This is a genomic window from Streptomyces sp. NPDC050509 (assembly GCF_044457965.1).
Taxonomy (GTDB): domain Bacteria; phylum Actinomycetota; class Actinomycetes; order Streptomycetales; family Streptomycetaceae; genus Streptomyces.
In genome coordinates this window covers 695943-718592 of record NZ_JBITHL010000003.1, presented here as the reverse complement: position 1 = coordinate 718592, position 22650 = coordinate 695943, and the positions used below count along the sequence as shown (strand labels likewise).

Here is a 22650-nt window from a genome sequence, read left to right as displayed (position 1 = left end):
GGGCCCTCTCAGCCGGGCCCCCGCCGCTGCCCCGGTACGTGGTCCCGTACTGGGTCCCGTACTGGGTCCCGTACTGGGTCCCGTACGGGCCGGGGCGCGGCCACCCGTACGGGAAGGTCCCGCAGCGCCGCCCGGAGCGCGTCCGCGAACGCCGCGAACTCCTCGCCGCGGGCCGCGCCCGCGCGCATGGCCAGGGCGATACGGCGGGAGGGGGCCGGGGCCTCGAAGCTGGCCGTGGCCAGCTGGCCGCCGCGGCCGGTCTCGACCTGTACGGCCGTACGGGGCAGCAGCGTCACCCCCAGGCCACCCGCGACGAGTTGGACCAGGGTGGAGAGGCCCGCCGCGGTGGTCGTCGCCGGGATGCCGTCCGTGCGGCCCGCCTCGCGGCAGATGTCCAGGGCCTGGTCGCGCAGGCAGTGGCCCTCGTCCAGGAGCAGCAGCGGCAGCTCGCGCAGCGCCTGGCGGGGCAGGTCGTGGCGGCCGGCCAGGGGGTGGCCGTCCGGGGTGACCAGGACGAAGTCCTCGTCGAAGAGCGGCAGTTCGGTGACGGTGGGCTGGCCGAGCGGTACAGCGAGCAGCAGCAGGTCCAGCCGGCCCGTGGTCAGTCCGTCGAGCAGGGAGGCGGTCTGTTCCTCGTGCACCTGGAGATCCAGTTCCGGATAGCTCCCGTGCACCAGCCGCAGCACCGTCGGCAGCAGGTAGGGCGCCACGGTGGGGATTACCCCGAGCCGCAGTATCCCGGTGAAGGGGGCCCGTACGGCCTCGGCCTCGTCCAGCAGCGCGCCCACCTCGCGCAGTACGGCGGCGGCGCGGTCCGCGAGCCGTTCGCCCGCCGGGGAGAGCAGTACCTTACGGGTCGTACGCTCCACGAGTTGGACGCCGAGGACGTCCTCCAGCGCCGAGAGCGCGCCGGAGAGCGCGGGCTGGCTCATCCCGATGGCCGCCGCGGCGTCACGGAAGTGGAGATGCTCGGCGACGGCCGCGAAGGCGCGCAACTGGGACAGGCTGGGCTGTTTCCCCCGCTGGGGAGTTGGTACGACGGCCACTGATAGGTACCTCCGATCACGGCGACCGAGTCTAGCTATTTCTGTGATCAATACCGAATGTGCCACCATCAGTGATAAGCCCAACCCCCCGGAAAGCCTCAAAAGGTACTTTCCTCCCTTGCAAGGAGAGCGCGTGCTCACTGTTGGTGACAAGTTCCCCTCGTTCGAACTGACCGCCTGCGTCTCGCTGGAGAGCGGCAAGGAGTTCGCGACGATCGACAACAAGACGTACGAAGGCAAGTGGCGCGTCGTCTTCGCGTGGCCCAAGGACTTCACCTTCGTGTGCCCGACGGAGATCGCGGCCTTCGGCCGGCTGAACGACGAGTTCGCCGACCGCGACGCCCAGATCCTCGGCTTCTCCGGCGACTCCGAGTTCGTGCACCACGCCTGGCGCAAGGACCACCCGGACCTGACCGACCTGCCCTTCCCGATGCTCGCGGACTCCAAGCACGAGCTCATGCGCGACCTGGGCATCGAGGGCGAGGACGGCTTCGCGCAGCGCGCCGTCTTCATCGTGGACCCCAACAACGAGATCCAGTTCACGATGGTGACCGCCGGTTCCGTGGGCCGTAACCCCAAGGAGGTCCTGCGGGTCCTGGACGCGCTCCAGACCGACGAGCTGTGCCCGTGCAACTGGACCAAGGGCGAGACCACGCTCGACCCCGTCAAGCTCCTGTCGGGCGAGTGATCGCGGATGTCACTCGATGAGCTGAAGTCGGCGCTGCCGGAGTACGCCAAGGACCTGAAGCTGAACCTCGGTTCGGTCATCGGCAACAGCGAGCTGCCGCAGCAGCGGCTCTGGGGCACGGTGCTGGCCTGCGCGATCGCCTCGCGCTCCCCACGCGTGCTCCGCGAACTGGAGCCGGAGGCCAGGGAGAACCTGAGCCCCGAGGCGTACACCGCCGCCAAGTCGGCCGCCGCGATCATGGCGATGAACAACGTCTTCTACCGGACCCGGCACCTGCTGTCGGACCCGGAGTACGGGACGCTCCGCGCCGGCCTGCGGATGAACGTCATCGGCAAGCCGGGCGTGGAGAAGGACGACTTCGAGCTGTGGTCGCTCGCCGTCTCCGCCATCAACGGCTGCGGCCAGTGCCTCGACTCGCACGAGCAGGTGCTCCGTAAGGCGGGCGTGGACCGCGAGACGGTCCAGGAAGCCTTCAAGATCGCCGCGGTGATCCAGGCTGTCGGTACGACGCTGGACGCCGAGGCGGTCCTCGCGGAGACCGTTACCGCGTAACGGCGCACGGTGCACACGCACATCGCCCCGCCGGACCTGTGACGGTCCGGCGGGGCGATATTGCGTGTCCCAGGCAGGCCCTTCCTGGCCGTACGGCCATCACGTCTTGAGCGCGGCCATCAGGGCCCTCATGTCCTCGACCAGATCGGGCTCGATGCCGGAGAGGTCCAGCGGCTCCGCTTCCTGCATCTCACCGGTCCGGGGGTCGGCCACGGAGTCGCTCACCGCGTAGATTTCGGGCCGAGGGCCCGCGCGGCCCCCTTCCCGTCAGCGCCGTCGCCGTCCTCCCCCGCCGGCTCCGGCTCGGAGATCATCCGGGGCCGTCCCCCGCCTCCGCCACGGCGGGCGTGGCCGAGGGACGCGGGGCGGCCGGGGCCGGCGCGTCGGAGGACTCCGGGGTCCGGGCCCCCTCCGAAGCCGACGCCGGGGCCGGGTCCGGAGCGGCGGTCGGGGCCGGAGTCGGCGCGATGGTGTGGGCCGTCGCGCCGTGCGGCGGAGGCGTGTTCCTCAGCTCCTGCTCCTGGCTGTACGCGCGGAGGTAGCCGACGACCGTGTTGGTGACCGCCACCAGCGGTACCGCCACCACGGCCCCGCCGATGCCCGCGACCAGACCGCCGACGGCGACCGCGAGGACGACGGCCAGGGCGTGCACCCGTACGGCCCGGCCCAGGATGAAGGGCTGGAGCACATGGCCCTCGATCTGCTGCACGCCCAGGACGACGAGCAGCACCATCAGCGCGGTGAACACGTCCTGCGTGACCAGCGCGACGACCACGGCGAGCGCGCCCGAGATGACCGCGCCGACCAGCGGGATGAACGCGCCCAGGAAGATGATGACCGCGAGCGGCACGGCGAGCGGCACGTTGAGGAAGTAGAGCCCCAGACCGATGAAGATCGCGTCGATCAGCGCCACCAGGACCGTGCCGCGCACATACGCGGTGAGGGTGTTCCAGGCGCGCGGTCCGGCGCCGGCGACGCCCTCGCGGGCCTGGGCGGGGACGAGCTTGAGCGACCAGTGCCAGATCTTGCGGCCGTCGTACAGCAGGAAGAGCGTGGAGAAGATGGCGAGGAATACGCCGGTCAGCAACTCGACGATCACGGTCACGCCCTGGAGACCGGCGGAGGTGATCGCCTCGGTGTTGGCGCCGACGGCGTCGCTCAGCGTCTTCGCGATGCCGTTGATCTGATCCTCGGTCACATGGAACGGGCTGTCGAGCAGCCAGCGCTTCAGCTCGTTGATGCCGTCCGTGACCCGGTTGGAGAGATCGTCGATGTTCTCCATGACCTGCCACACCACGAACCAGCCGACCAGCCCCATCAGCACGAAGCCGGAGATCGCGGTGAGCGCGGTGGCCAGCCCGTGGGGCATTCCGCGCCCCCTGAGCCAGGCGACGGTCGGCTGGAGCAGCGCGGTGATCAGCAGGGCGATGACGAAGGCCATCACGACGAGTTGCAGGGAGCTGATGACGCGCATCAGCACCCAGAGCAGCCCGCCGAGGACCAGCAGCCGCCAGGCCGCCTCGCCCGCGACGCGCATCCCCCAGGGGATGGCGGTGGCGGGATCCGGTTCGGGGGCGGCCACCACGGCGGGTACCGGGGCCCGGTCGGGAGCGGGGGCGGCGGGCGCCTGCACCGGGGGCGGCGGGGCGCTGTCCCGTACGTCTCCGGTCGCGGCCCGTTCGTCGGCGTCGGCGTCGGCCTGGGCCTGGCGCTGGTCGAGGCGCTCTCCCATACGGGTCAGCTCCGCACCCACCTGACCGAGCCACACTGGCAGTCTTGACATGAAGCTTCCACTTCCCCCCGTCTTGCTCTCCACGCCCACTCCCCGGAGCCTGCTCGACTAGAACCGTACAGGGGAGAAGCCCCCCACCGTAGGACGGCGGGGGGCTTCCCGGGGTTGAGCGCCGCGAGCACCGCGAAGGGCTCGGGGGTGGGTCTAGTACCAGTTGTTGGCCTGCCAGAACGACCAGGCGCCACAGGGGCTGTCGTACCGGTCGTTCATGTAACCGAGGCCCCATTTGATCTGGGTGGCCGGGTTGGTCTGCCAGTCGGCGCCCGCCGAGGACATCTTGGACCCCGGGAGCGCCTGGACGAGACCGTACGCGCCGGAGGACGGGTTCTGCGCCTTGTAGTTCCAGGTCGACTCGTGGTTCACGATGTTGCTGAAGCACTGGAACTGGTCCGCGGGGACGATCGACCGGGCGATCGACTGGACCTCGGAAACCGTGTAGGAGCCCTGCTGCGGGAAGGAGCCGGAAGTGGAAGTGGAACGCGTCTCGTCGCGACTCGCGCGCTCCTCCGCCTCCTTCTTCTTTTTCTCAGCGGCGGCCTTCTCCTCCGCCTCGACCTTGTCGTCGGCGGCCTGCTTCTTCGCCTCGGCGTCCTTCGCGGCCTGAACACGGGCCGATTCCTCGGCGGACTTCCGAGCCGTGGTGTCGGCGGCGGCGGCCTGGGCGTCCGCCTGCTGCGTCAGCGAAGCGGTCTGCACCTGGGCCTGCTGGCCCGCGGGGATTTCTGCGAGGAGCGTCATGTCCGCCGCGGTCGCCTCAAAATTGTCGCCCGAGGTCTGGGGGTCGCCCGAGGCAACACCCACCACAGCGCCGACGGTGGTGACCGCGGTGGCAGAAGCCACGGCAAATCCCCGGACCGAGATCCGGCTCACACGGTGTCCTTCCAGCATCGCCCGCATACGTGACCTCGCGGACGCGATCGTGCCCCTGGCACTGGTCTCCGTACAACGTGGGTCACGGGAGACACGGGCCCGGTGGACAACCCCCTTGCGGGGAGTGCCGCGTGGTGCGCGGGCGGCATGCGGCGGCAGCTTTGGAGTTGTGTGGTACCGCACCCTGATGGTGCGTGTGTGCCGCATGCGGGGCCTGACGGAAGCAAGACTCTGCCGGAAGGTAACGCCGGGAGGCAATTCTTCGTTGCGTGGGAAAGCTCACATGCCGTTTGCCCCGGCAGTTTCAAGGAAATACCGGCACGGCACAGCGCCGCCCGGATAAGCTCTACGGCTTCTCCGGGCGGCGCCAAGTGTGGTGATACGAGGTCAGATCTGGCCGTCCTCCAGCATTTCGGTCACGAGCGCGGCGATCTGCGAGCGCTCGGAGCGGGTGAGCGTGACATGCGCGAAGAGCGGATGGCCCTTCAGCTTCTCGACGACGGCGACGATTCCGTCGTATCGGCCCACCCGCAGATTGTCGCGCTGCGCGACGTCATGGGTGAGCACCACACGGGAATTGGCCCCGATCCGGGACAGAACGGTCAGCAGAACGTTCCGTTCGAGGGACTGGGCCTCGTCGACGATGACGAACGCGTCGTGCAGGGAACGGCCGCGGATGTGCGTGAGCGGCAGCACCTCCAGCATGCCGCGCCCCAGCACCTCCTCGATCACGTCCCGGCCGGCGACCGCGGAGAGCGTGTCGAAGACCGCCTGCGCCCAGGGGCTCATCTTCTCGGCCTCGGAGCCGGGCAGATAGCCCAGCTCCTGGCCGCCGACCGCGTACAACGGCCGGAAGACCATCACCTTCTGATGCTGTCTGCGCTCCAGCACCGCCTCCAGGCCCGCGCAGAGGGCCAGCGCCGACTTCCCGGTGCCTGCCCGGCCGCCCATCGAGACGATGCCGATCTCCGGGTCGAGAAGGAGGTCGAGGGCGATGCGCTGCTCGGCGCTGCGGCCGTGCAGCCCGAAGGCCTCGCGGTCGCCGCGTACGAGCCGGACATTGCCGTCGGAGGTGATACGGCCGAGCGCCTTGCCGCGCTCGGACTGGAGCACCAGGCCGGTGTGGACCGGCAGATCGCTCACCTCGGGCACATAGAGCTTCTCCTCGGAGAAGAGCAGGTCCACCTGGTCGGCGGCGAGCGTGACTTCGCTCATCCCCGTCCAGCCGGAGGCGTCGGTGATGGCGAGTTCGGCGCGGTACTCCTCGGCGAGGAGACCGACCGACGACGCCTTGATGCGCAGCGGCAGGTCCTTGGAGACGACCGTGACGTCGTACCCCTCGGCCTGGAGGTTGCGCGCCACCGCGAGGATCCGTGAGTCGTTGTCCCCCAATCGGAAGCCGGCGGGCAGGATGCCGGGATCTGAGTGGTTGAGCTCGACGCGCAGCGTGCCGCCCAGATCGCCCAGCGGAATGGGGGCGTCGAGACGGCCGAACCGGATACGGAAGTCGTCCAGCAGGCGCAGCGCCTGCCGGGCGAAGTAGCCGAGTTCCGGATGGTGCCTCTTGGCCTCCAGTTCCGTGATCACCACGATGGGGAGCACTACTTCGTGCTCCTCGAAGCGGGACATGGCATTCGGATCGGCCAGCAGGACGCTGGTGTCGAGAACGTAGGTGCGCCTGTCGGGCATGCGGCGCTTTGTGCTGGTCACCACGGAAGGACGTACCCCCTCGGATGAGGTCGGGGTTGCGACGGCGTCGCGGGCGGGTGGGCCGGGCTCGGGCCCCATGCGCGGGCCGAGCTCCGGCCCTCCATGTCGCCCGTACGACGTGGCGCACGGTCGTCCTGGTGCAAAGGGCCTCCCGGGCGGACGGCCCCATGCCGTCCGCTGAGATGCGATGTCCACGGACCTGTCTTTTCGGACATCGACCTGGGGGAGGTATTCCCTCGAACACGCGCCGCCATGCCACGGCATACGACGGACGGTGGGTGAACCGTGGGTGAAGTGCCCTGGGCCCGCAGCCGGCGGAGCCGGAACGGAGGCCGGACGGGGCGCGCGCGGGCAGCGGCGGACACCTGGCCGAAACAGGTGCCGCGGCCCTACGGAGGCCTTGTGGGGTACGGGGAAGGTCAGGTTCCGTAGCGGCGGTGACGGGCCGCGTAGTCACGCAGGGCGCGCAGGAAGTCGACCTTGCGGAACGCGGGCCAGAAGACCTCGCAGAAGTAGTACTCCGAATGGGCGCTCTGCCAGAGCATGAAGCCGGAGAGACGCTGTTCCCCACTGGTGCGGATGACCAGATCGGGATCGGGCTGACCGCGTGTGTAGAGGTGGGAGGAGATCAGGTCGACGTCGACGATCCCGGCGAGCTCCTCGAAGGAGGTGCCCTTGCTCGCGTGGTCCATCAGCAGGGAGCTGACCGCGTCGGCGATCTCCTGCCGGCCGCCGTAGCCCACGGCGACATTGACGAGTATCCCCTCGTTGCCTGCGGTGGCCTGCTCGGCCTCCTTGAGGACGGTCTGCGTCTGGGCGGGCAGCAGGTCGAGCGTGCCGACGTGGTGCACCCGCCAGCGGCCGTCGGCCGCCAGGTCCCGGACCGCGTTCTCGATGATGGCGACGAGCGGGGCCAACTGCTTCTGAGGACGGTCGAGGTTGTCCGTGGAGAGCATCCACAGGGTGACGACCTCGACCTTGGTCTCGGAGCACCAGCCGAGCAGTTCCTGGATCTTGCTGGCGCCGGCCTTGTGGCCCTGCTCGGCCGTGCCGCCGGAAGCCTTCGCCCAGCGACGGTTGCCGTCCAGGATGACGCCGATGTGCTTCGGCACCTGGGCGTGGTCGAGGCGGCCTTCCACCCGGCGCGCGTAGAGCCGATACACCAGGTCGCGCACGTTCACTGAGTCCACCCTCTCGATTCCGTGGGGACCGGCGCGTCCGCTGGCGGGATCCTGGGGCCGGCCCGGGGACCCCGAAGCCGTCACATTACTGCGGACCCGGGGCGGTCACCCAACTCGGTCTGTCACAAGTCCGTGATAAGGAGGGAAGCATGACCAATTCCCCCTCTTATCTCGCGGCCGACGACCGGTACGACTCCATGGAGTACCGCCGCAGCGGGCGCAGCGGCCTGAAACTGCCCGCGATCTCGCTCGGCCTCTGGCACAACTTCGGTGACGACCGGACACTCGATTCGCAGCGCGCGATCCTGCGCCGCGCCTTCGATCTCGGTGTCACGCACTTCGACCTGGCGAACAACTACGGGCCGCCGCCGGGATCCGCCGAGCTGAATTTCGGCAAGATCTTCGCGCAGGATTTCTCAGCCTATCGGGATGAACTCGTCATTTCGACCAAGGCCGGATATCTGATGCATCCGGGCCCTTACGGCGAATGGGGTTCCCGTAAGTACCTGCTGTCGTCGCTGGACGCCTCCCTGAAGCGGACGGGCCTGGACCACGTCGACATCTTCTACTCCCACCGCTTCGACGCGAACACTCCTCTTGAGGAGACGATGGGGGCGCTGGCCTCGGCCGTCCGGCAGGGGAAGGCGCTGTACGTCGGGGTCTCGTCGTACACCTCGGAGCAGACCGCCGAGGCGGCGCGGCTGCTGAAGGAGATGGGGGTCCCCGCCCTCATCCACCAGCCCTCGTACTCGATGATCAACCGCTGGACGGAGGACGACGGGCTGCTGGACACGCTGGAGACGGCGGGGATGGGGTGCATCTCGTTCGTACCGCTCGCCCAGGGGCTGCTGACGGACAAGTACCTGAAGGGCATTCCGGAGGGGTCACGGGCCACCCAGGGCAAGTCCCTCAACCCGGATCTGCTCTCGGACGAGGTGGTACGGCGGCTGCGCGGGCTGGACGAGATCGCGCGGCGCAGGGGCCAGTCGCTGGCGCAGCTCGCGCTGACGTGGGTGCTGCGTGACCCGCGGATGACCTCGGCGCTGATCGGCGCGTCCAGCGTGCGGCAGTTGGAGGAGAACGTCGCGGCGCTCGCCGCGCCGAAGCTGTCGGCGGAGGAGCTGAAGGAGATCGACGGCTTCGCCGTGGACACGGCGGGCACGAACATCTGGGCCGGCCGAAGCTGACATTCCGTGACGCCCGGGGCTGACACGCTGTGAGCGCCCGGCTCGTGCGCGGTCCACGCGCCGGGCGGGCGCCGGGCCGACGAACGGGCGGCGGGGAGCCCGTACGGGAGCCGGAGCGGACGGAACGGGACCGGGGACGGAGCCGGGGCGAGGGTTCCGGGCCTGATCGGGATCGGGCCCGAACCTGGACCGAACCCGAACCGGACCTGGACTGGACCAGGGCCGGACCTGGACTGGACCAGCTCCGGACGACGACGGGGCGAGGGACCGGCGAGGGCGGAAACGGAACCGGGGCCCGGTGGGGTCTCCTGCCCCGGCCCGTTGACCGGACCGGGACAGAAAACGGGCCGGTCCGTGGGGGGGGATACGGACCGGCCCGAGGGGGGGTTTCCACCATAACCCTTCGTGAGGGATCGTGGGGCCCCTCGTGCAGCAAGATGACGCTCCGAAAGCGGCGGCCCGTGGCGTGAGGCGCCCGCCACCAGGCTTTTCCAGCGACGGCCGACAAAAATGGCGAGTAGTCGCCATGTCGTGTCGTCCCTCTCAGGAGCGATTTCCGGGGGCTTCACCTTGACGCGGAGCGCTCCCCGGGACTGCGGAGCTCCCCGGGACCGGGGCGTTCCCTGGGACAAGGGAGCCCTCCGGGACCGGGAAGCTCTCCGGAACGCCGGCGCCCCGCCGGGCGGGACCCGCGGACGCGGCAGAGCGCTCGGGGCGGACCGCCTCGATCAGGAAGCGGCTCGTCGTCGCCACGAAGGGCCCCTCGGCCTCGATCAGGCGATGCAGCTCCGCCAGCCGGTCGGCGTACGCCTCGACGGTGAAGCCGGGCACCATCCAGACGACCTTGCGCAGGAAGTAGACGACGGCGCCGATGTCGTGGAACTCGGTGCGCAGGGACGCCGTCCGCAGATCCACGACGTCGAGACCGGCCGCCTCCGCGGCGGCCACGGCCCGCCGGGGATCGCGCGCGGACCGTGCCTCGGGCGGCTGCGGCCCGAGGAAGTACTCGACGAGTTCGAAGACGCTCGCCTGACCGACCTCCTGCGAGAAGTACCGGCCGCCGGGCCGCAGGACCCGCGCGATCTCGTCCCACCACACGCGGACCGGATGGCGGCTGACAATCAGGTCGAAGGAGGCGTCGGCGAAGGGCAGCGGAGGCTCGTCCGGGTCCGCCACGACGGTGACCCCGCGCGGGCGCAGCAGCGCGCCGGCGCGGGCCAGGTTCGGCGGCCAGGACTCGGTGGCGACGGTGAGCGGCGGCAGCTCGGGCACGGAGGCGAGGACCTCGCCGCCGCCGGTCTGGATGTCCAGGGCGGCGGAGGCGTGCGCCATCCGGGCGGCCATGGAGCGCGCGTACCCCCAGGGCGGGCGTTCCTCGGTGGCCCGGCCGTCGAGCCAGGAGAAGTCCCAGCCGTCGACGGACACGGCCGCGGCTTCGGCGATCAGCTCTTCGAAGGCGGGCATGGGGGCGATGCTGGCAGGACGGGGAGCGGTGGCGCGAACGTTTTTCGTACGGTCGCGGGCGGGCCTGACAGCGTCGAGAGGGTCAGGCGGAGACGGACAGGGCGCCGAGGAGGAGGCCGAACAGCGCGCCGACGATCATGAACGGGCCGAATGGGATCACCGACTTGCGGCCCGCCCGGCGCAGCAGCATCAGTCCGACCCCGTACAGCGCCCCGAGCAGGAATCCGGCGCAGGCGCCCACGAAGAGCACCGGCCAGCCGTACCAGCCGAGGACGACGCCGAGGGAGAGGGCGAGTTTGACGTCGCCGAAGCCCATGCCGTTCGGGTTGATCAGGAACAGCACGAAGTAGCAGCCCCCGAGGACCAGCCCGCCGAGCAGCGCCGTCGTCCAGGAGCGGCTGCCGTCGCCGCCGTCCCCGCTCCCGGGGACCAGCGCGGCCAGTCCGAGGAGTACGGCGGAGGCGAGGGCCAGCGGCAGCGTGAGCTGGTCGGGGAGGCGGTGGACGTTGCGGTCGACCAGGGCGAGCAGCAGGGCGAAGGGCGCGAGCAGCAGCCAGACGGCCAGCTCGGGGCGGGGCCCGGTGGCGGCGGCGAGGGCGGCGCAGGCGAGGGCGCCGAGGATGGGGACGAGGAGAGAGGGCGCATAGCGGACGAGCGAGGCGTCGGGCGCGCCGGAGTGGTCCGGGGGGGCGGTTTCGGAGGTGGCCGACGCGTCGACGGCTCCAGGTGCTCCGGGTGCTCCAGGTGCTCCGGATGCCGCGACCGCCCCGGCGTCGCCGGATGGGACACCGCTCGCACCGCTGGGACCGGGCTCGCCCGATTCCGTATCCCCAGGGCCCGTGTCCCCGGAACCCCCGGTGCCGGCGGCCTCGCAGCTCGGGCATCTCGCCGTGCCGAGCCAGCCGCCGGCAGGCCCGGTGATCGGGTGTCCGTCCTGGCAGCGGTCGCGCCACGGGTCGCCCGGCTCGACGGAGAACCTGTACGCCGCGCGCGGCAGCAGCACTCCCGTGGCGGCGCCCCAGAGAGCGGCGAGGACGATCAGCGTGGCGTACACGTCACCGACCCTAGGTCCACCGCCGGGCCCGGTCATGGGTCCAGGGGCCCACTTCCCCGCGCCCCAGGACCCAGATACGCCCGTGGAAGCGGCCACCGCCGTACCAGGGCGCTACGGTCTACGGCCATGGGTACATGGCGAAACGGCAGGGGACGGCTGACGGTCGCGGGGCAGGACACCCCGGTGGAGGTGGAGCTGGAGATCGCCGCCTCGTACGGGACACGGCGGCGCGGGCTGCTCGGCCGGACCGGGATCGACGGGGCGCTGCTGATCACGCCGTGCAACAGCGTGCACACCTTCCGGATGGGCTTCACGATCGATGTCGCGTATCTGGACCGGTCGTTGAAGGTCGTCCAGGTCCACACGATGAAGCCGGGCCGGCTCCATCTGCCGCGGCTGCGGGCCCGCCACGTACTGGAGGCGGAGGCCGGGGCGATGGAGCGGTGGGGGCTGCTGCCGGGAACCCGGGTGAGCGTTGACGTACAGCAGCCCGCTTGACCCCCGCTGACGTCCTGTGGCCTTACAGCAGCCCGCTTGACCCCCGCTTATGTCTTACGGCCACTTACGTCCCACGGCCTTACAGCAGCCCTTCCTTCGCGGCGACCGCCAGCAGCGGGACCAGGGCGAACAGGGCGGTGCCCAGGCAGATCAGGGCGGGGACGTAGACCGGGCCCCAGTTGCCGGGGCCTGCGATCGTGGCGCGCTTGTGCGGGGACCTCGGGTCGTAACTGACCCTGACCGGCGCCCCCACCTCGTGGCCGAACATGCCGGGCCGGTCCTTGAACTCGACGGCGGTGCCGTCCTCCGTACGGAACGCGAAGACGAACTCGGGGTGGGAGCTGGGCGACCCGCCCGCCACACCCGAGTGGGTGGTGACCCGGCGGTCCACGCACCGCCCCTCGGCCCGGTGTCCGCCCCGGAGCAGGGCGAGCACCATCAGGACCCGCCGGGCGCAGTACACGGAGACAGCGAGGGCCGCGGCCCCCACGAGCAGGAAGAGCGCTTCGATCCCCACGCCGTACTCCGTTCTACTTGAGGGAAACGCCGGCGACGATGTCCTTGATGTCCTTGTCGGACAGCAGCCCCTTCTCGGCGTTGACCGTGATGAGGTACGGCCGGTCCTTGGTGTCCAGGCCGGCGATCATCACGCCCGCGAGCTTCGTGCCCTTGGGAGGCTGCCCCTCCGCGCCGGTCGAGGTGGAGGTCCAGTCGACGCGGCGGGCCTCGGCCGTGCCGTCGGGCCCCGCGACCTCGATCTCGGTGGTCTCGGAGGGGGTCGCGCCGAGCTGGACGCGCGCCTCGGCGGCCGTACCGGCCATGTCGGCGTCGTTGATGCCCTGCCCGTAGTCGAACTCGACGTAGATCGAGCCGACCGGGGCGCCGTCCTTCGTACGGACGGCTCCCGCCGCGTCCCCCTCGGCGAGGTCCGCGGCGGCGACCTGCTTGAACTCCGCCGGATGCGCGACGGTGAGCCGGTCGGTCGTCAGGGTGGACCAGCCCTGCGGGGTGGTCGCCCCTTCCTCGCCGCCGGTTCCGCACGCGGTCAGGAGCGCGGCGGCGAGGCCGGCGGTCACGGCCGTGCGTACGCCGCGCGTCCGCTTCGAGGCGGTCACCATCGAGGCGCTCGCCTTCGAAGCTGTCGGCTTCGGCATGGACTTGAAGATCATCCCTGAGTTCCTCACTGGTACCGGACCGGCGGGGGTCACTTGGCGCATCACTTGGCGCAGTAGCTGTACGGCACGTAGTCCCGCTTCCCGTCCCTCGGCGCGCCGAGGAATTCGGCGTCCTTGAGGGTCTCGGACTTGTTCTCCATCGAGATGGAGGCTCCGATCGAGATCCCCAGGTTGAGCTCGAAGCCGTACTCCTGCGCGTCGGACAAGCCATCGTACGTTGTCCTGCTCGACTTGCCCTTGTCGAACAGGAGCTGCCCGAAGGGGTCGTCCGCGCCCGGCCGGGAGGTCGGGGCGTTGGTGTCCAGCAGGTACTCGAAGGCCGCGGTGTGGTCGCCGCCGCCGTCCAGCCACGCCTGGCCGACGGCCCGGTCGGCGTCGCCCTGCGCGCCCTTCTCGAAGGCGATGGTGTTGGTGACGACGCCGATGTCGCTGCCGCCGGAGTTGTCGGTGTTCTTACCCTTTCCGCCGCGCTTGTCCTTGCCGTCCTTGCCGTTGTCGCCGCCGACCCCGCCGGACTGGCCGCTGAACGTCTCGGTGGTCTGGGTGAAGTCGATGCGCAGCAGTTCGCCGGTCTTCTGGTCCCGGGTGACGGTGACGGTGGCCGAGCGCTCGCCGGTGAGGTGCTTGCCCTTCTTGGCACCGCCCGCGTCCACACCCGCGCCGATCGTGCCGTCCGCCTTGACGGAGTAGGTGTACGACTTGGTGCCGCGGAAGTCGTCCTTGGTGACCAGGGCGTCGCCGCTGATCTTCACGTCCGCGCCCAGCTTGCCGCTGAGCGTTCCCTCGGCGTCGGAGTTGATCGACAGTTCGCCGCCCGCCTTGCCGTACACGCCGACCGAGGCCTGGCTGATGTGGCGGTCCTTGAGCTTGTCCTCGACGCGGTTGCGGATGTTCTCCTCGTCCTTGAGGGCGCCCTTGCCGAAGAGGTAGAGGATGCTGTCGCCGACGCTGGCCTCGGCGCCGCCCGGGGAGGTGCGGCGCATCTCGTACATCTTCAGCTTCTCCAGGTCCTCGCGGAAGGACTCGGCCTCGTCCCGGCTCTTGAAGACCCAGGTGTCGCCGTTGCTGACCTTCACACCGGCGCCGAGGTCGACCGAGCCCGTACCGAGCTTGCCCATCTTGCCGCCGAAGCCCCCGGTGACGCCCGCGCTCGCGGAGTCGGTGAACGTCGTGTAGATGAGCTGGTCCTTGTCGTCGACCTTGCCGTCCTCGTTGACGTCGTAGTTGGCCCGCATCGTCTTGTCCTGGAAGCCGTAGTCCTGGCCCCACTCGAACCAGCCGAGCTTGGCCTTGCCGCCCGCGGTGTCCGAGATCGTGGATATCGTGCAGAGCGGGGGCTCGAAGTCCTTGTCGGCGAGCGGCTCGTTGTCGTCCTTGCCGTCCCCGCCGGACGCGCAGGCGCCGCCACCGCTGCCGCCGCCGAGGGCGGGGATGGCGCAGCGGATACGGTCACCGATGGAGCCGCCGATACCGGCCGCGCTGACACCGAGCACGAGGGCGACGACGACGATGATCGCGCCCAGGTACTCCAGGGCGGTGGCCCCGCCGTCCGATCTGAACCGGCGCCGCGCGCCCTCCGTACGTCCCCTGCTCATCGCTCCCCCTCGCGTATGCGGTCCACGGCGTATCCGGTGACCGCTCCGGCCACGACGACGGCACTGGACATCAGCAGACCTTCGACGGACACCCGTTCCCACCTGATGGCGAGGTTCAGGACCTGGGCGAGGACGGGCACCGTGAAGACGGCGAAGGCGTGCCGTACGGGCAGATCCCTGAAGGGTTCGCGATGCGCGCGCGAGGACGCCCAGGCGCCGAGTGCCACGCAGACGGCGTTCGGCAGATGGATCACCAGCAGCCGGCCGCCGAACGTTTCCAGCCGCTCGGCCGACCCCAGCGTCTCGTAGACGTAGGTGACTTGGAGGTACGAGGTAAAGGCGAGCACGACAAACCCCGCCGCCCAGGCGACGGCCATCGCCGGCAGCCCACCACTCTCCGGCGCCGCATACCCGTAACCGGCTCCCCGGTACGGCGGCCCTCCTGTCCCACGCATCCGCGCTGCCCCCTGTGTATTGGCCGGAATCGACCGGTCCACCGTAGGGGGGAGAGGAAGGCGAGGTCGTGGGCCCCTGGGCCCAGAGACAGGCCCAAACGCGCGTGCGTGTGGCGAGAACTCGCGCTGCCTACCGGGCGCCCGAGGCGAGCTTGTCCGCCCGAGCCGCGCTGATCGCGGCGGGGATCTGGGGGGTCTTCGCGTCGACGAGGTTCGCGGTGCGGTAGGTGGCTACGGTCGCCCCTGTGCGCACCACCTGGAAGACCAGCGGCACATCCTCACCCGGCGCCGATGCCGGTGTCCACCAAGGCCCCGACGATCGCCACGACGACCAGAACCAGACCCGGATACTCCAGCCCTGTCTGTCCCGACTGTGTCGATTACCTGAGCCCCAACGACCGTGCTCGGGTTCGGGGATGTCGTGAGACGGGGCGGTTTCTGGTGCTCCGGGCCCGACTCCGCAAGAGAGGAGGCATACTCCCGAGGCTAGACAAATGGTTGCATTATGCCGTGGGCCCTGGGGACCCAATTCCTCAGCCACCAAGGCCTGAACCGTCTCCCCGACGAAGTCCACCGGATTCATCTCACATGGCTGCCGGGTGCCCAGGTCGAACGCGTCGGCGGGGCCGGTGCCGTGCGCACCGGGGTCGGGTGAGGAGCGCACCGAGGTCCGTGAGGAGCGTGCCGCGACGGGCAAGGTCTGCCCCGAAGGAGGTCGACGCGACGTGGCGAACGGCATGACGGACGGACGGGCTGGCGACCGGCACGGCGCGGCACGCGGCGACGTCCGCCGGTCGGCGCAGACAGGCGACGGCGCCAGGGCCTGCGAGGCCAGGGTTCGGGCTCCCCGTACAGGCACGAGAACTCCGTACGCTTCCGCACGCCGCCGATGTCCGTGTAACCCACCGTGCCGGTCCACCCGATCTGACACAAAATGAGCGCATGAATCAGCATGTGTTCGGCAGCGGGCTTCGATGACCCTGGCCGGGGCCATTCGTCGAATGATCCCGCGCACCGTGGCCGGTCAGATGTTCGCCCTGCTCGTGGTGATGGTCCTGCTCCTGGGTGCGGGCGCCGTGTCGGCGCTGGTCGTGCAGGCGGGCAACAACAGCGAGGACGTGGCCCGGGTCCGCGCGCTGGCCGTCGCCGAGACCTTCGCGCACTCGCCGGGGGTGCTCGCCGCGCTGGAATCTCCCGATCCTAGCGCGACGCTGCAGCCGATCACCGAGGTGACCCGGCGCCGGACCGGCGTCGACTACATCGTCGTGACGGACACGAAGGGAGTCCGCTACACCCACCCCGACCCGGCGGAGATCGGGAAGCGCATCACAGGCCCCCTCTATCCGGCCACGGCGGGAAGAGCGTTCACCGACAGGGTCCCGGCTCATACGCTGCCGTCCCCGTCGATCCGCGCCGTGGTCCCCGTGTTCGACACGAAGGGCTCGGTCGTGGCCCTCGTCAACGCGGGGGTGACGATCGCGGACACCTCAAGCACGGTCAACCGGCAGCTGCCGACGCTCCTCGGCGGCGGCGCGGGTGTGCTCGCGCTGGCGACCGTGGGCGTGGCCGCGGTGAGCAGACGGCTGCGACGCCAGACCCGCGGGCTCGATCCGGCCGAGATCACCCGGATGTACGAGCACCATGACGCCGTTCTGCACGCCGTCCGGGAGGGCGTCCTCATCGTGACCGACGACGGCCGGCTGCTGCTCGTCAACGACGAGGCACGCCGCCTGCTCGATCTGCCGCCCGACGTGCCACTGCGCGACATCACCGACCTCGGGCTCGACGAAGCCCTCACCGGGCTCCTGGCCGAAGGACGCGTCGCGACCGACGAGGTCCACCAGGCGGCAGGCCGCTTCCTGGCCGTCAACCAGCAGCCGACGCGCTCGGACGGGCGCGCGCTGGGCAGCGTCGCCACGCTCCGGGACACCACCGAACTACGGGCTCTGGTCGGCCAGGCCACCGAGGCCCGCGAAACCCTCACCCTCCTCTACGACGCCAGCGTGAGCATCGGCAAGACGCTCGATCTGACCCGGACCGCCGAAGAACTCGCGCAGGCCGCCCTCCCGCGGTTCGCCGACTTCGCCACGGTGGACCTGTTCGATTCAGTACTGGAGGGGGCGGACCCGGCGCGGGAGAGGGACGAGCTGCGCCGGGCGGCCGCGGCCGGGGCACGCGGACAGCGTGCCTTCTTCCAGCCGGGCGAACTCGTCGGCTTCCACCCCTACTCACCGCAGGCCCGGAGTCTGGCAAGCGGGAGGTCGGCGCTCGAAACGGATCTGGCCGAGGCGTTCGTGGGGAAGGGCCAGGACCCCACACACGCCGAGTGGCTCCGGGCGCACGGGATGCGCTCGCTGATCACGGCTCCGCTGCGCGCCGGGGGCGCTGTCCTGGGCGTGACGAGCTTCTACCGTGGCGAACGGCTCCCCCCTTTCGATGAGGAGGACGTGTCCACCGCCGAGGAACTGGTGGGACGCGCCGCGCTCAGCATCGACAACGCCCGCCGCTACGCCCGCGAACACACCATGGCCGTATCCCTGCAACGCAGCCTGCTCCCGGGGGACCTGCCTCAGCAGAACGCGGTCGAGGCCGCGTACCGGTACGTCCCGGCCCGGTCGGGGGTGGGAGGGGACTGGTTCGACGTCATCCCTCTGTCCGGTGCCCGCGTCGCCCTCGTCGTCGGAGATGTCGTCGGCCACGGGCTGCACGCCGCCGCCACCATGGGCCTACTGCGTACCGCCGTCCTCAACTTCTCGGCGCTCGACCTGGCGCCCGACGAACTCCTCACCCACCTCGACGAACTCGTCGCCCGCCTTGACCAGGAAGAGAGCCACCGCGGCCGCGAGAGGGGAGCGGCATCGACCGGCGGTACGGGGGTCATCGGGGCCACCTGCCTGTACGCGATCTACGACCCGGTCTCCCGACGCTGCACCCTGGCCCGCGCCGGCCACCCGGGGCCCGCGATCGTACGCCCCGACGGCACCGTCGCCTTCCCTGATGTGCCGGGGGGACCGCCGCTCGGTCTTGGCGGTTTCCCCTTCGAGGTCATCGACATCGACCTCGCCGAGAACAGCAAGATCGTTCTCTATACCGACGGTCTCATCGAGAGCCACCGGCAGGACATCGGTATCGGTCTGGAGCGGCTGCGGCAGGCACTCGCCCATCCCGACCGGTCCCCGGAGCGGACGTGCGACGCGGTACTCGACGCGCTTCTGCCCGCCGATGCGGCCGATGTGAGTGACGATGTCGCTCTGCTCGTCGCCCGCACTCGCACCCTGGACGCCGAGCACTACGTGGCCTGGGACGTACCGGCCGATCCCGCCGCCGTCGCGGATACCCGCGCCGGCGTCACGAGGAAGCTCTCCTCCTGGGGGATGGATGAGGTCGCCTTCACCACGGAACTCATCGTCAGCGAACTCGTCACCAACGCCATTCGCCACGCCATCGCCCCCATCCAGCTGCGCCTGGTGCGCGACCGCTCACTCATCTGCGAGGTCTCCGACAGCAGCAGCACCGCCCCCCATCTGCGCCGCTCCACCGCCGGGGACGAAGGCGGACGGGGTCTCTTCCTCGTGGCCCAGCTCACCGAGCGCTGGGGCACCCGCTACACGTCACGCGGAAAGACGATCTGGGCCGAACAGATCCTGCCTTCCGCCGGGGCCGCTGAGCCCGCAGAGCCCACTGAGCCCACTGAGCCCGTAGAGCTCACCGACCCCACACATACCGGTGAGCCCGCCGGGCCCAACGAGCCCGCCGCGCGGTGAGCGCGGTGGGTACGGCACGCACGGACGGCGCGCCGGGAGCTCGGATCGTCGGCCTTCTCCAGGAACGATGTGGTCCTCGGCATTCCTGACCCTCTGCGCTGCCCTATCGGCGGTCCCGCCATCCGTACACCGGTACGGCACCATCCCGGTGCACGGGTCACGGCTGCTGCTGCGCGAAAGGGCCGAAGATCCCCCGGAGACGGGATGCCTCCCCGACGACCACGCCGGTCACGCCGGTCGAGCTCACGGCCGGCCTGTCTCGCCAGGTCGTACCCAAGGAAGCCTGACCGGGCGGCGATGCCACCACCAGCCGCAATCGGCGACCGCCGAACCCGACATGGCCAGCCGCCCCAGCAAATCTCCGCCGTCTCCCACCGTATGCGCGAGGAACACCGCATCGAGTACCTCGACCGCGCGGGCGAGGGGCTCCCGCAGCTCTGCCGGTGCGGTCGTCAGCCGTACGTCGAGGTGGTCACGGGTCTGCAGGTCCTGCACGTACGACTCCAGCGGATAGCGCCCCGTCGGCGCCCAGTCACTCGCCATCCGGCGGACGAGCCGCTCCCACAAGAGCAACCATTCTCTCGCCTTATTCGACGGGTCTTCAGCCCGTGCGACCCGCTCGGGATCCACAACAGCGACAAATGCGTCCGTTGTCGGAGTCGCGATCTTCTCCTCTCTGAAGATTTCCGGCAGCAGATCGACCCGAGCCAACGGAAACCGAGGGACGGATGCCTCAACTACCGAGACCGTGTAGTCGATGTCAGGGCCGTCCGCCTGCTCGACCCGTGCCCGAGCGACCAGGCCGTCAGGTGTGACAAGCCAGTAGGCGGAGGGAATGACCTCCTCCGCGTGCCACAGCAGAATCGTATTCAGACGCTGCGAGAGTGCGGCCGCCAACTCCGCCGTAGCAGGAGCTTTGCGGAACTGCTCCCCGAGTTGAATTTCCAGCAGTGCGGCCAGATCTCCATGCACGATGGCATAGTCACACAGCACCAGAGCCTCCCAGTCCCGCCCCTCCAGGCATCCGTCCGCGTCTGCCGTATCCACCGTGGCCGGGTCCACGTTCAAGACTTCAGCCAGAACACCGCCGAGAACACCAGGAGGGAACATGTCGGAGACAAGAAGGTTATAGATCACTTGTACGTTCCTTCATATATCGCCTTGGCCTTGGCAACTCGCTCCGGATGATTAGTAAAACGGGGATTCCTCTTCAGTTGAGGAGAAGCATCGACATCACCCTTATACTTCGCAACCTCGATGAGCGCGGCATATTCATGCGTATCCATCTCAACCATACCCGGACCCGATTCAGGGTAGACCCTACCCGTATCCTCGACTCCGTACGTCCGCCCGTCAACCTCGTACCGATTCCCATCTTTCAGCAGCTTGGCTTTCCCTTCGGCGATGGCCTTGATATCTGCGTCTATCTGCTTCTCGTAACCACGCAGGATGACGGTATTCTTTGCCGCTTGCGGCTTTTTCTGATGCGCCACACCTCTGAGATAATGGCGATCATTCGGCCGCTTCAGCACCAGCCCCTTCGCAGGACCAGAAATGTCATCCCTGGCCTGCCATTCACATCCATTGTTGTTGTGGACGAGGACATTCGCAGAACCGATACCAACATAGTAGGTGTGAATTCCAGCGACAGCCAGGTCATACGTGGTTCGGCGCTGAACGTATCGGGAGACCGCAGCCACCTGAATGGATACCCCCGCGGAGGTCCTCAGTTGGTCGCCGACACGCACTTCTCCGGCATCGGCCCAGCGGCGCCGGTCAGAGAGCCAGAACGGATGCGTGTCCGTGGCAACCAACTGGTGCACACGGCTTCTCGTCCGGACCGTCAGAACCGTGAAGTCCTTGTCGTCCCTTGTAGTGAACGTCCGCGTCACGGGACGCTCAGCCGTAACGCCTGTCAGCGGATCCGTGGCAATGACTTTGTCGCCGACATACACATCCTCAATGGCGCGACGTGAGCCGTCCGCCATCAGTACCGGGGTACCGGGCAAAAAGCTGTGGCTTACGGGGCACGCGTCCAGCTCTTTGTCCGGCTTCTTCGGTTCCTCGGCGTCTGGCTTGCGCTTGGCGTCAGAAGCCTTGTCCGCAGCCTTCTTGGCGTCCTTGCCCAGCTTGCCGATTCTGCCGATCAGCTTGGCTTCGCCATAGCCGGGGATGAAGAGTGAGCCGACGTTCCAGCCGACCGTACCCACCGCTCGGCCGTAGTCGCCCTTGTCCCACATGTCGCGGACTTCGTCGCCGACGAACACGTCGTCCACGACCTTCACGCCGGTCTTGCCGGAGGCCTTGCCCCAGTCCCAGACGGCGCCAAGATAGTTGCCCTTGTCCCACTTGTCGCCGGCATCCTGAGAGTCCTTGTTCCACTGAACACCCAAGCCCTTGCCGTATTCCTTGAGGCCGTCCAGGGCGTCGAGCGGATGCATGATCGTGTCGAAGGTCCCGGTGACATCGCCCCAGAAGCCGTCGACAGCGGCCCCCTTGAAGAAGCCTCCTACTTGCTTGACCCCGCAGGAGAAGAACCCCCACCCGCTGCAATCGTCGCCGTCTTCCTTCTTCTCCTGATCGCCCCCTTTGCTCCCACCCCCCTTTTCGCCTTCTCCCTTGACCTCATCTTCAGCGGTCGTGACATCGCCCGCGCCCGGTTCGTCGGCCGAGGCACCCGGGCCGCCCGCCTCTGTATTCACGTCCGCGTCGCCGCTCTCCCCGCCCGAGGTGGAGGTGGGGCACGCGCTGCCGCTGAGTTCGCAGACCGCCGACTGAAGGCCATCGGTGATCCGGCCTCCCACCCCGGTCGCGACGAGGCCGCCGATGATGGCGACGACCACCACGACCAGCCCCAGGTACTCGGCCGCCGTCTGGCCACCGTCCGTACGCCACTTGATCATTCGAGCGAGCCGGAACGGACGGTGCTCGGCCCGGTCGAGCGGCGCGAGCAGGAACCATTCGCGTGACGGACGGCGGCACAGCAGCACGATGATGACGACGGGCAGCATCAGTTGCGTCAGCCCACGCCCGCCCCCGTCACCGAGGGTCTGCAACGCGCCGACGAGGAGCCAGCCCTGGACCGCCAACAGCCCCCATCGGACCCGCGCCCCGCCCGTCCACGCCCACCGGGTCAGCAGCAGTCCGACGACCCCGGGCGCGGCCGCGTACGCCAGCAGGCCCAGGAGTTGACCATCCACCTCGTCCACGGACGCGGCGGTCATCAGCGCCCCGACCCCGCCCAGCACCGTCAGACCGAACAGCACGCGGACAAGAATCAGCGCGACCTGAAGCGGCCTCGGCAGCGGCTGCCGCCCAGAGCCGTACGCGAACACCCCTGGCGGGATGGACGGAGCGGCGACTCCCCCTATGCCTGACATGACTGGGCACCCACTCCTCAACGACGCGCGACGACTCGACCATCAGATTCAAGCACGTTCGCGATCGCGAATCATGGGCCCTAGGACCCAAAGCCCTTTGGGCCCTAAAACCCCTACATCATGGGCGCTTTGGAGCCGATCCGAGTACCTGAGCGGGTTGTTCTCTATGGTTACTCAGGCAATTTCCAAGTTAGATCGACCCCGGTTCAGGCACGCATCCCGCATCCGTCAGGGCGCCG

Annotated in this window: 19 protein-coding genes and 1 pseudogene; 5 read left to right on the top strand and 15 right to left on the bottom strand. The window is 69.3% G+C overall.

All coding sequences use genetic code 11. From position 1 onward, the window contains the following. Positions 1 to 8 precede the first annotated feature (8 nt). Positions 9 to 1046 (bottom strand): LysR substrate-binding domain-containing protein, encoded by a 1038-nt coding sequence (locus ACIBJC_RS12465; RefSeq protein ID WP_399291103.1) that lies wholly within the window; start codon positions 1044 to 1046, stop codon positions 9 to 11. Positions 1047 to 1179: 133 nt separating this feature from the next. On the opposite strand from ACIBJC_RS12465, the gene ACIBJC_RS12460 reads away from it, so the two are divergent. Together ACIBJC_RS12460 and ACIBJC_RS12455 are read left to right on the top strand one after the other, a co-directional pair. After that, entirely contained in the window at positions 1180 to 1734 is a 555-nt protein-coding gene (locus ACIBJC_RS12460; protein WP_329829033.1) for a peroxiredoxin, read from the top strand. Positions 1735 to 1740: 6 nt separating this feature from the next. Next, complete coding sequence (locus tag ACIBJC_RS12455) at positions 1741 to 2286, top strand: alkyl hydroperoxide reductase (protein WP_399291100.1); 546 nt, start codon at positions 1741 to 1743, stop codon at positions 2284 to 2286. 99 nt (positions 2287 to 2385) lie between these two features. On the opposite strand, the gene ACIBJC_RS12450 is transcribed toward ACIBJC_RS12455, so the two are convergent. The 5 genes from ACIBJC_RS12450 to ACIBJC_RS12430 form a co-directional block, all read right to left on the bottom strand. Then, on the bottom strand, positions 2386 to 2511 hold the full coding sequence (locus ACIBJC_RS12450) for a hypothetical protein (protein ID WP_399291097.1): 126 nt from the start codon (positions 2509 to 2511) through the stop codon (positions 2386 to 2388). Between the two features lie 85 nt (positions 2512 to 2596). Continuing rightward, entirely contained in the window at positions 2597 to 4069 is a 1473-nt protein-coding gene (locus ACIBJC_RS12445) for an AI-2E family transporter (RefSeq protein ID WP_399291094.1), read from the bottom strand. A 153-nt stretch (positions 4070 to 4222) separates the two neighbouring features. Then, positions 4223 to 4948, bottom strand: a complete 726-nt coding sequence (locus ACIBJC_RS12440; RefSeq protein WP_399291091.1) for a transglycosylase SLT domain-containing protein — start codon at positions 4946 to 4948, stop codon at positions 4223 to 4225. Positions 4949 to 5335: 387 nt separating this feature from the next. Continuing rightward, positions 5336 to 6661 (bottom strand): PhoH family protein, encoded by a 1326-nt coding sequence (locus ACIBJC_RS12435; RefSeq protein WP_399291088.1) that lies wholly within the window; start codon positions 6659 to 6661, stop codon positions 5336 to 5338. Positions 6662 to 7077: 416 nt separating this feature from the next. Beyond that, positions 7078 to 7839, bottom strand: coding sequence for an isoprenyl transferase (locus ACIBJC_RS12430; RefSeq protein WP_399291245.1), 762 nt, complete (start codon positions 7837 to 7839; stop codon positions 7078 to 7080). Positions 7840 to 7988: 149 nt separating this feature from the next. Here ACIBJC_RS12430 and mgrA point away from each other — a divergent pair, with 149 nt between their 5' ends. Beyond that, the gene (gene mgrA, locus ACIBJC_RS12425) at positions 7989 to 9026 is read left to right on the top strand and encodes an L-glyceraldehyde 3-phosphate reductase (RefSeq protein WP_399291085.1); all 1038 of its coding nucleotides are present in this window, start codon (positions 7989 to 7991) and stop codon (positions 9024 to 9026) included. A 711-nt stretch (positions 9027 to 9737) separates the two neighbouring features. Here mgrA and ACIBJC_RS12420 read toward each other — a convergent pair. Further along, a pseudogene (locus ACIBJC_RS12420) lies at positions 9738 to 10490 on the bottom strand (class I SAM-dependent methyltransferase); the annotation flags it as partial. A gap of 82 nt (positions 10491 to 10572) precedes the next feature. Further along, on the bottom strand, positions 10573 to 11544 hold the full coding sequence (locus ACIBJC_RS12415; protein ID WP_399291082.1) for a prepilin peptidase: 972 nt from the start codon (positions 11542 to 11544) through the stop codon (positions 10573 to 10575). A gap of 126 nt (positions 11545 to 11670) precedes the next feature. Here ACIBJC_RS12415 and ACIBJC_RS12410 point away from each other — a divergent pair, with 126 nt between their 5' ends. Next, positions 11671 to 12042, top strand: a complete 372-nt coding sequence (locus tag ACIBJC_RS12410) for a DUF192 domain-containing protein (RefSeq protein WP_399291079.1) — start codon at positions 11671 to 11673, stop codon at positions 12040 to 12042. 79 nt (positions 12043 to 12121) lie between these two features. Here the strand turns inward: ACIBJC_RS12410 and ACIBJC_RS12405 are convergent, their stop codons facing one another. The 5 genes from ACIBJC_RS12405 to ACIBJC_RS12385 form a co-directional block, all read right to left on the bottom strand. Then, positions 12122 to 12559, bottom strand: a complete 438-nt coding sequence (locus tag ACIBJC_RS12405; RefSeq protein ID WP_399291077.1) for a DUF3592 domain-containing protein — start codon at positions 12557 to 12559, stop codon at positions 12122 to 12124. Between the two features lie 13 nt (positions 12560 to 12572). Continuing rightward, positions 12573 to 13211, bottom strand: coding sequence for a hypothetical protein (locus tag ACIBJC_RS12400; RefSeq protein ID WP_399291074.1), 639 nt, complete (start codon positions 13209 to 13211; stop codon positions 12573 to 12575). Positions 13212 to 13258: 47 nt separating this feature from the next. Further along, complete coding sequence (locus ACIBJC_RS12395; RefSeq protein ID WP_399291071.1) at positions 13259 to 14812, bottom strand: Flp family type IVb pilin; 1554 nt, start codon at positions 14810 to 14812, stop codon at positions 13259 to 13261. Further along, a complete protein-coding gene (locus ACIBJC_RS12390) occupies positions 14809 to 15267 on the bottom strand; it encodes a hypothetical protein (protein ID WP_399291068.1) in 459 nt (152 codons plus the stop codon). Before ACIBJC_RS12390 ends, ACIBJC_RS12395 begins: the two co-directional genes overlap by 4 nt. 130 nt (positions 15268 to 15397) lie before the next feature. Beyond that, on the bottom strand, positions 15398 to 15541 hold the full coding sequence (locus tag ACIBJC_RS12385; protein ID WP_399291065.1) for a hypothetical protein: 144 nt from the start codon (positions 15539 to 15541) through the stop codon (positions 15398 to 15400). Between the two features lie 727 nt (positions 15542 to 16268). Here ACIBJC_RS12385 and ACIBJC_RS12380 point away from each other — a divergent pair. Further along, entirely contained in the window at positions 16269 to 19031 is a 2763-nt protein-coding gene (locus ACIBJC_RS12380) for a SpoIIE family protein phosphatase (RefSeq protein ID WP_399291062.1), read from the top strand. 243 nt (positions 19032 to 19274) lie between these two features. Here ACIBJC_RS12380 and ACIBJC_RS12375 read toward each other — a convergent pair whose 3' ends face one another. After that, on the bottom strand, positions 19275 to 20168 hold the full coding sequence (locus ACIBJC_RS12375) for a hypothetical protein (protein ID WP_399291060.1): 894 nt from the start codon (positions 20166 to 20168) through the stop codon (positions 19275 to 19277). Next, positions 20165 to 22366, bottom strand: a complete 2202-nt coding sequence (locus ACIBJC_RS12370) for a polymorphic toxin-type HINT domain-containing protein (RefSeq protein ID WP_399291057.1) — start codon at positions 22364 to 22366, stop codon at positions 20165 to 20167. Before ACIBJC_RS12370 ends, ACIBJC_RS12375 begins: the two co-directional genes overlap by 4 nt. Positions 22367 to 22650: the final 284 nt, after the last annotated feature.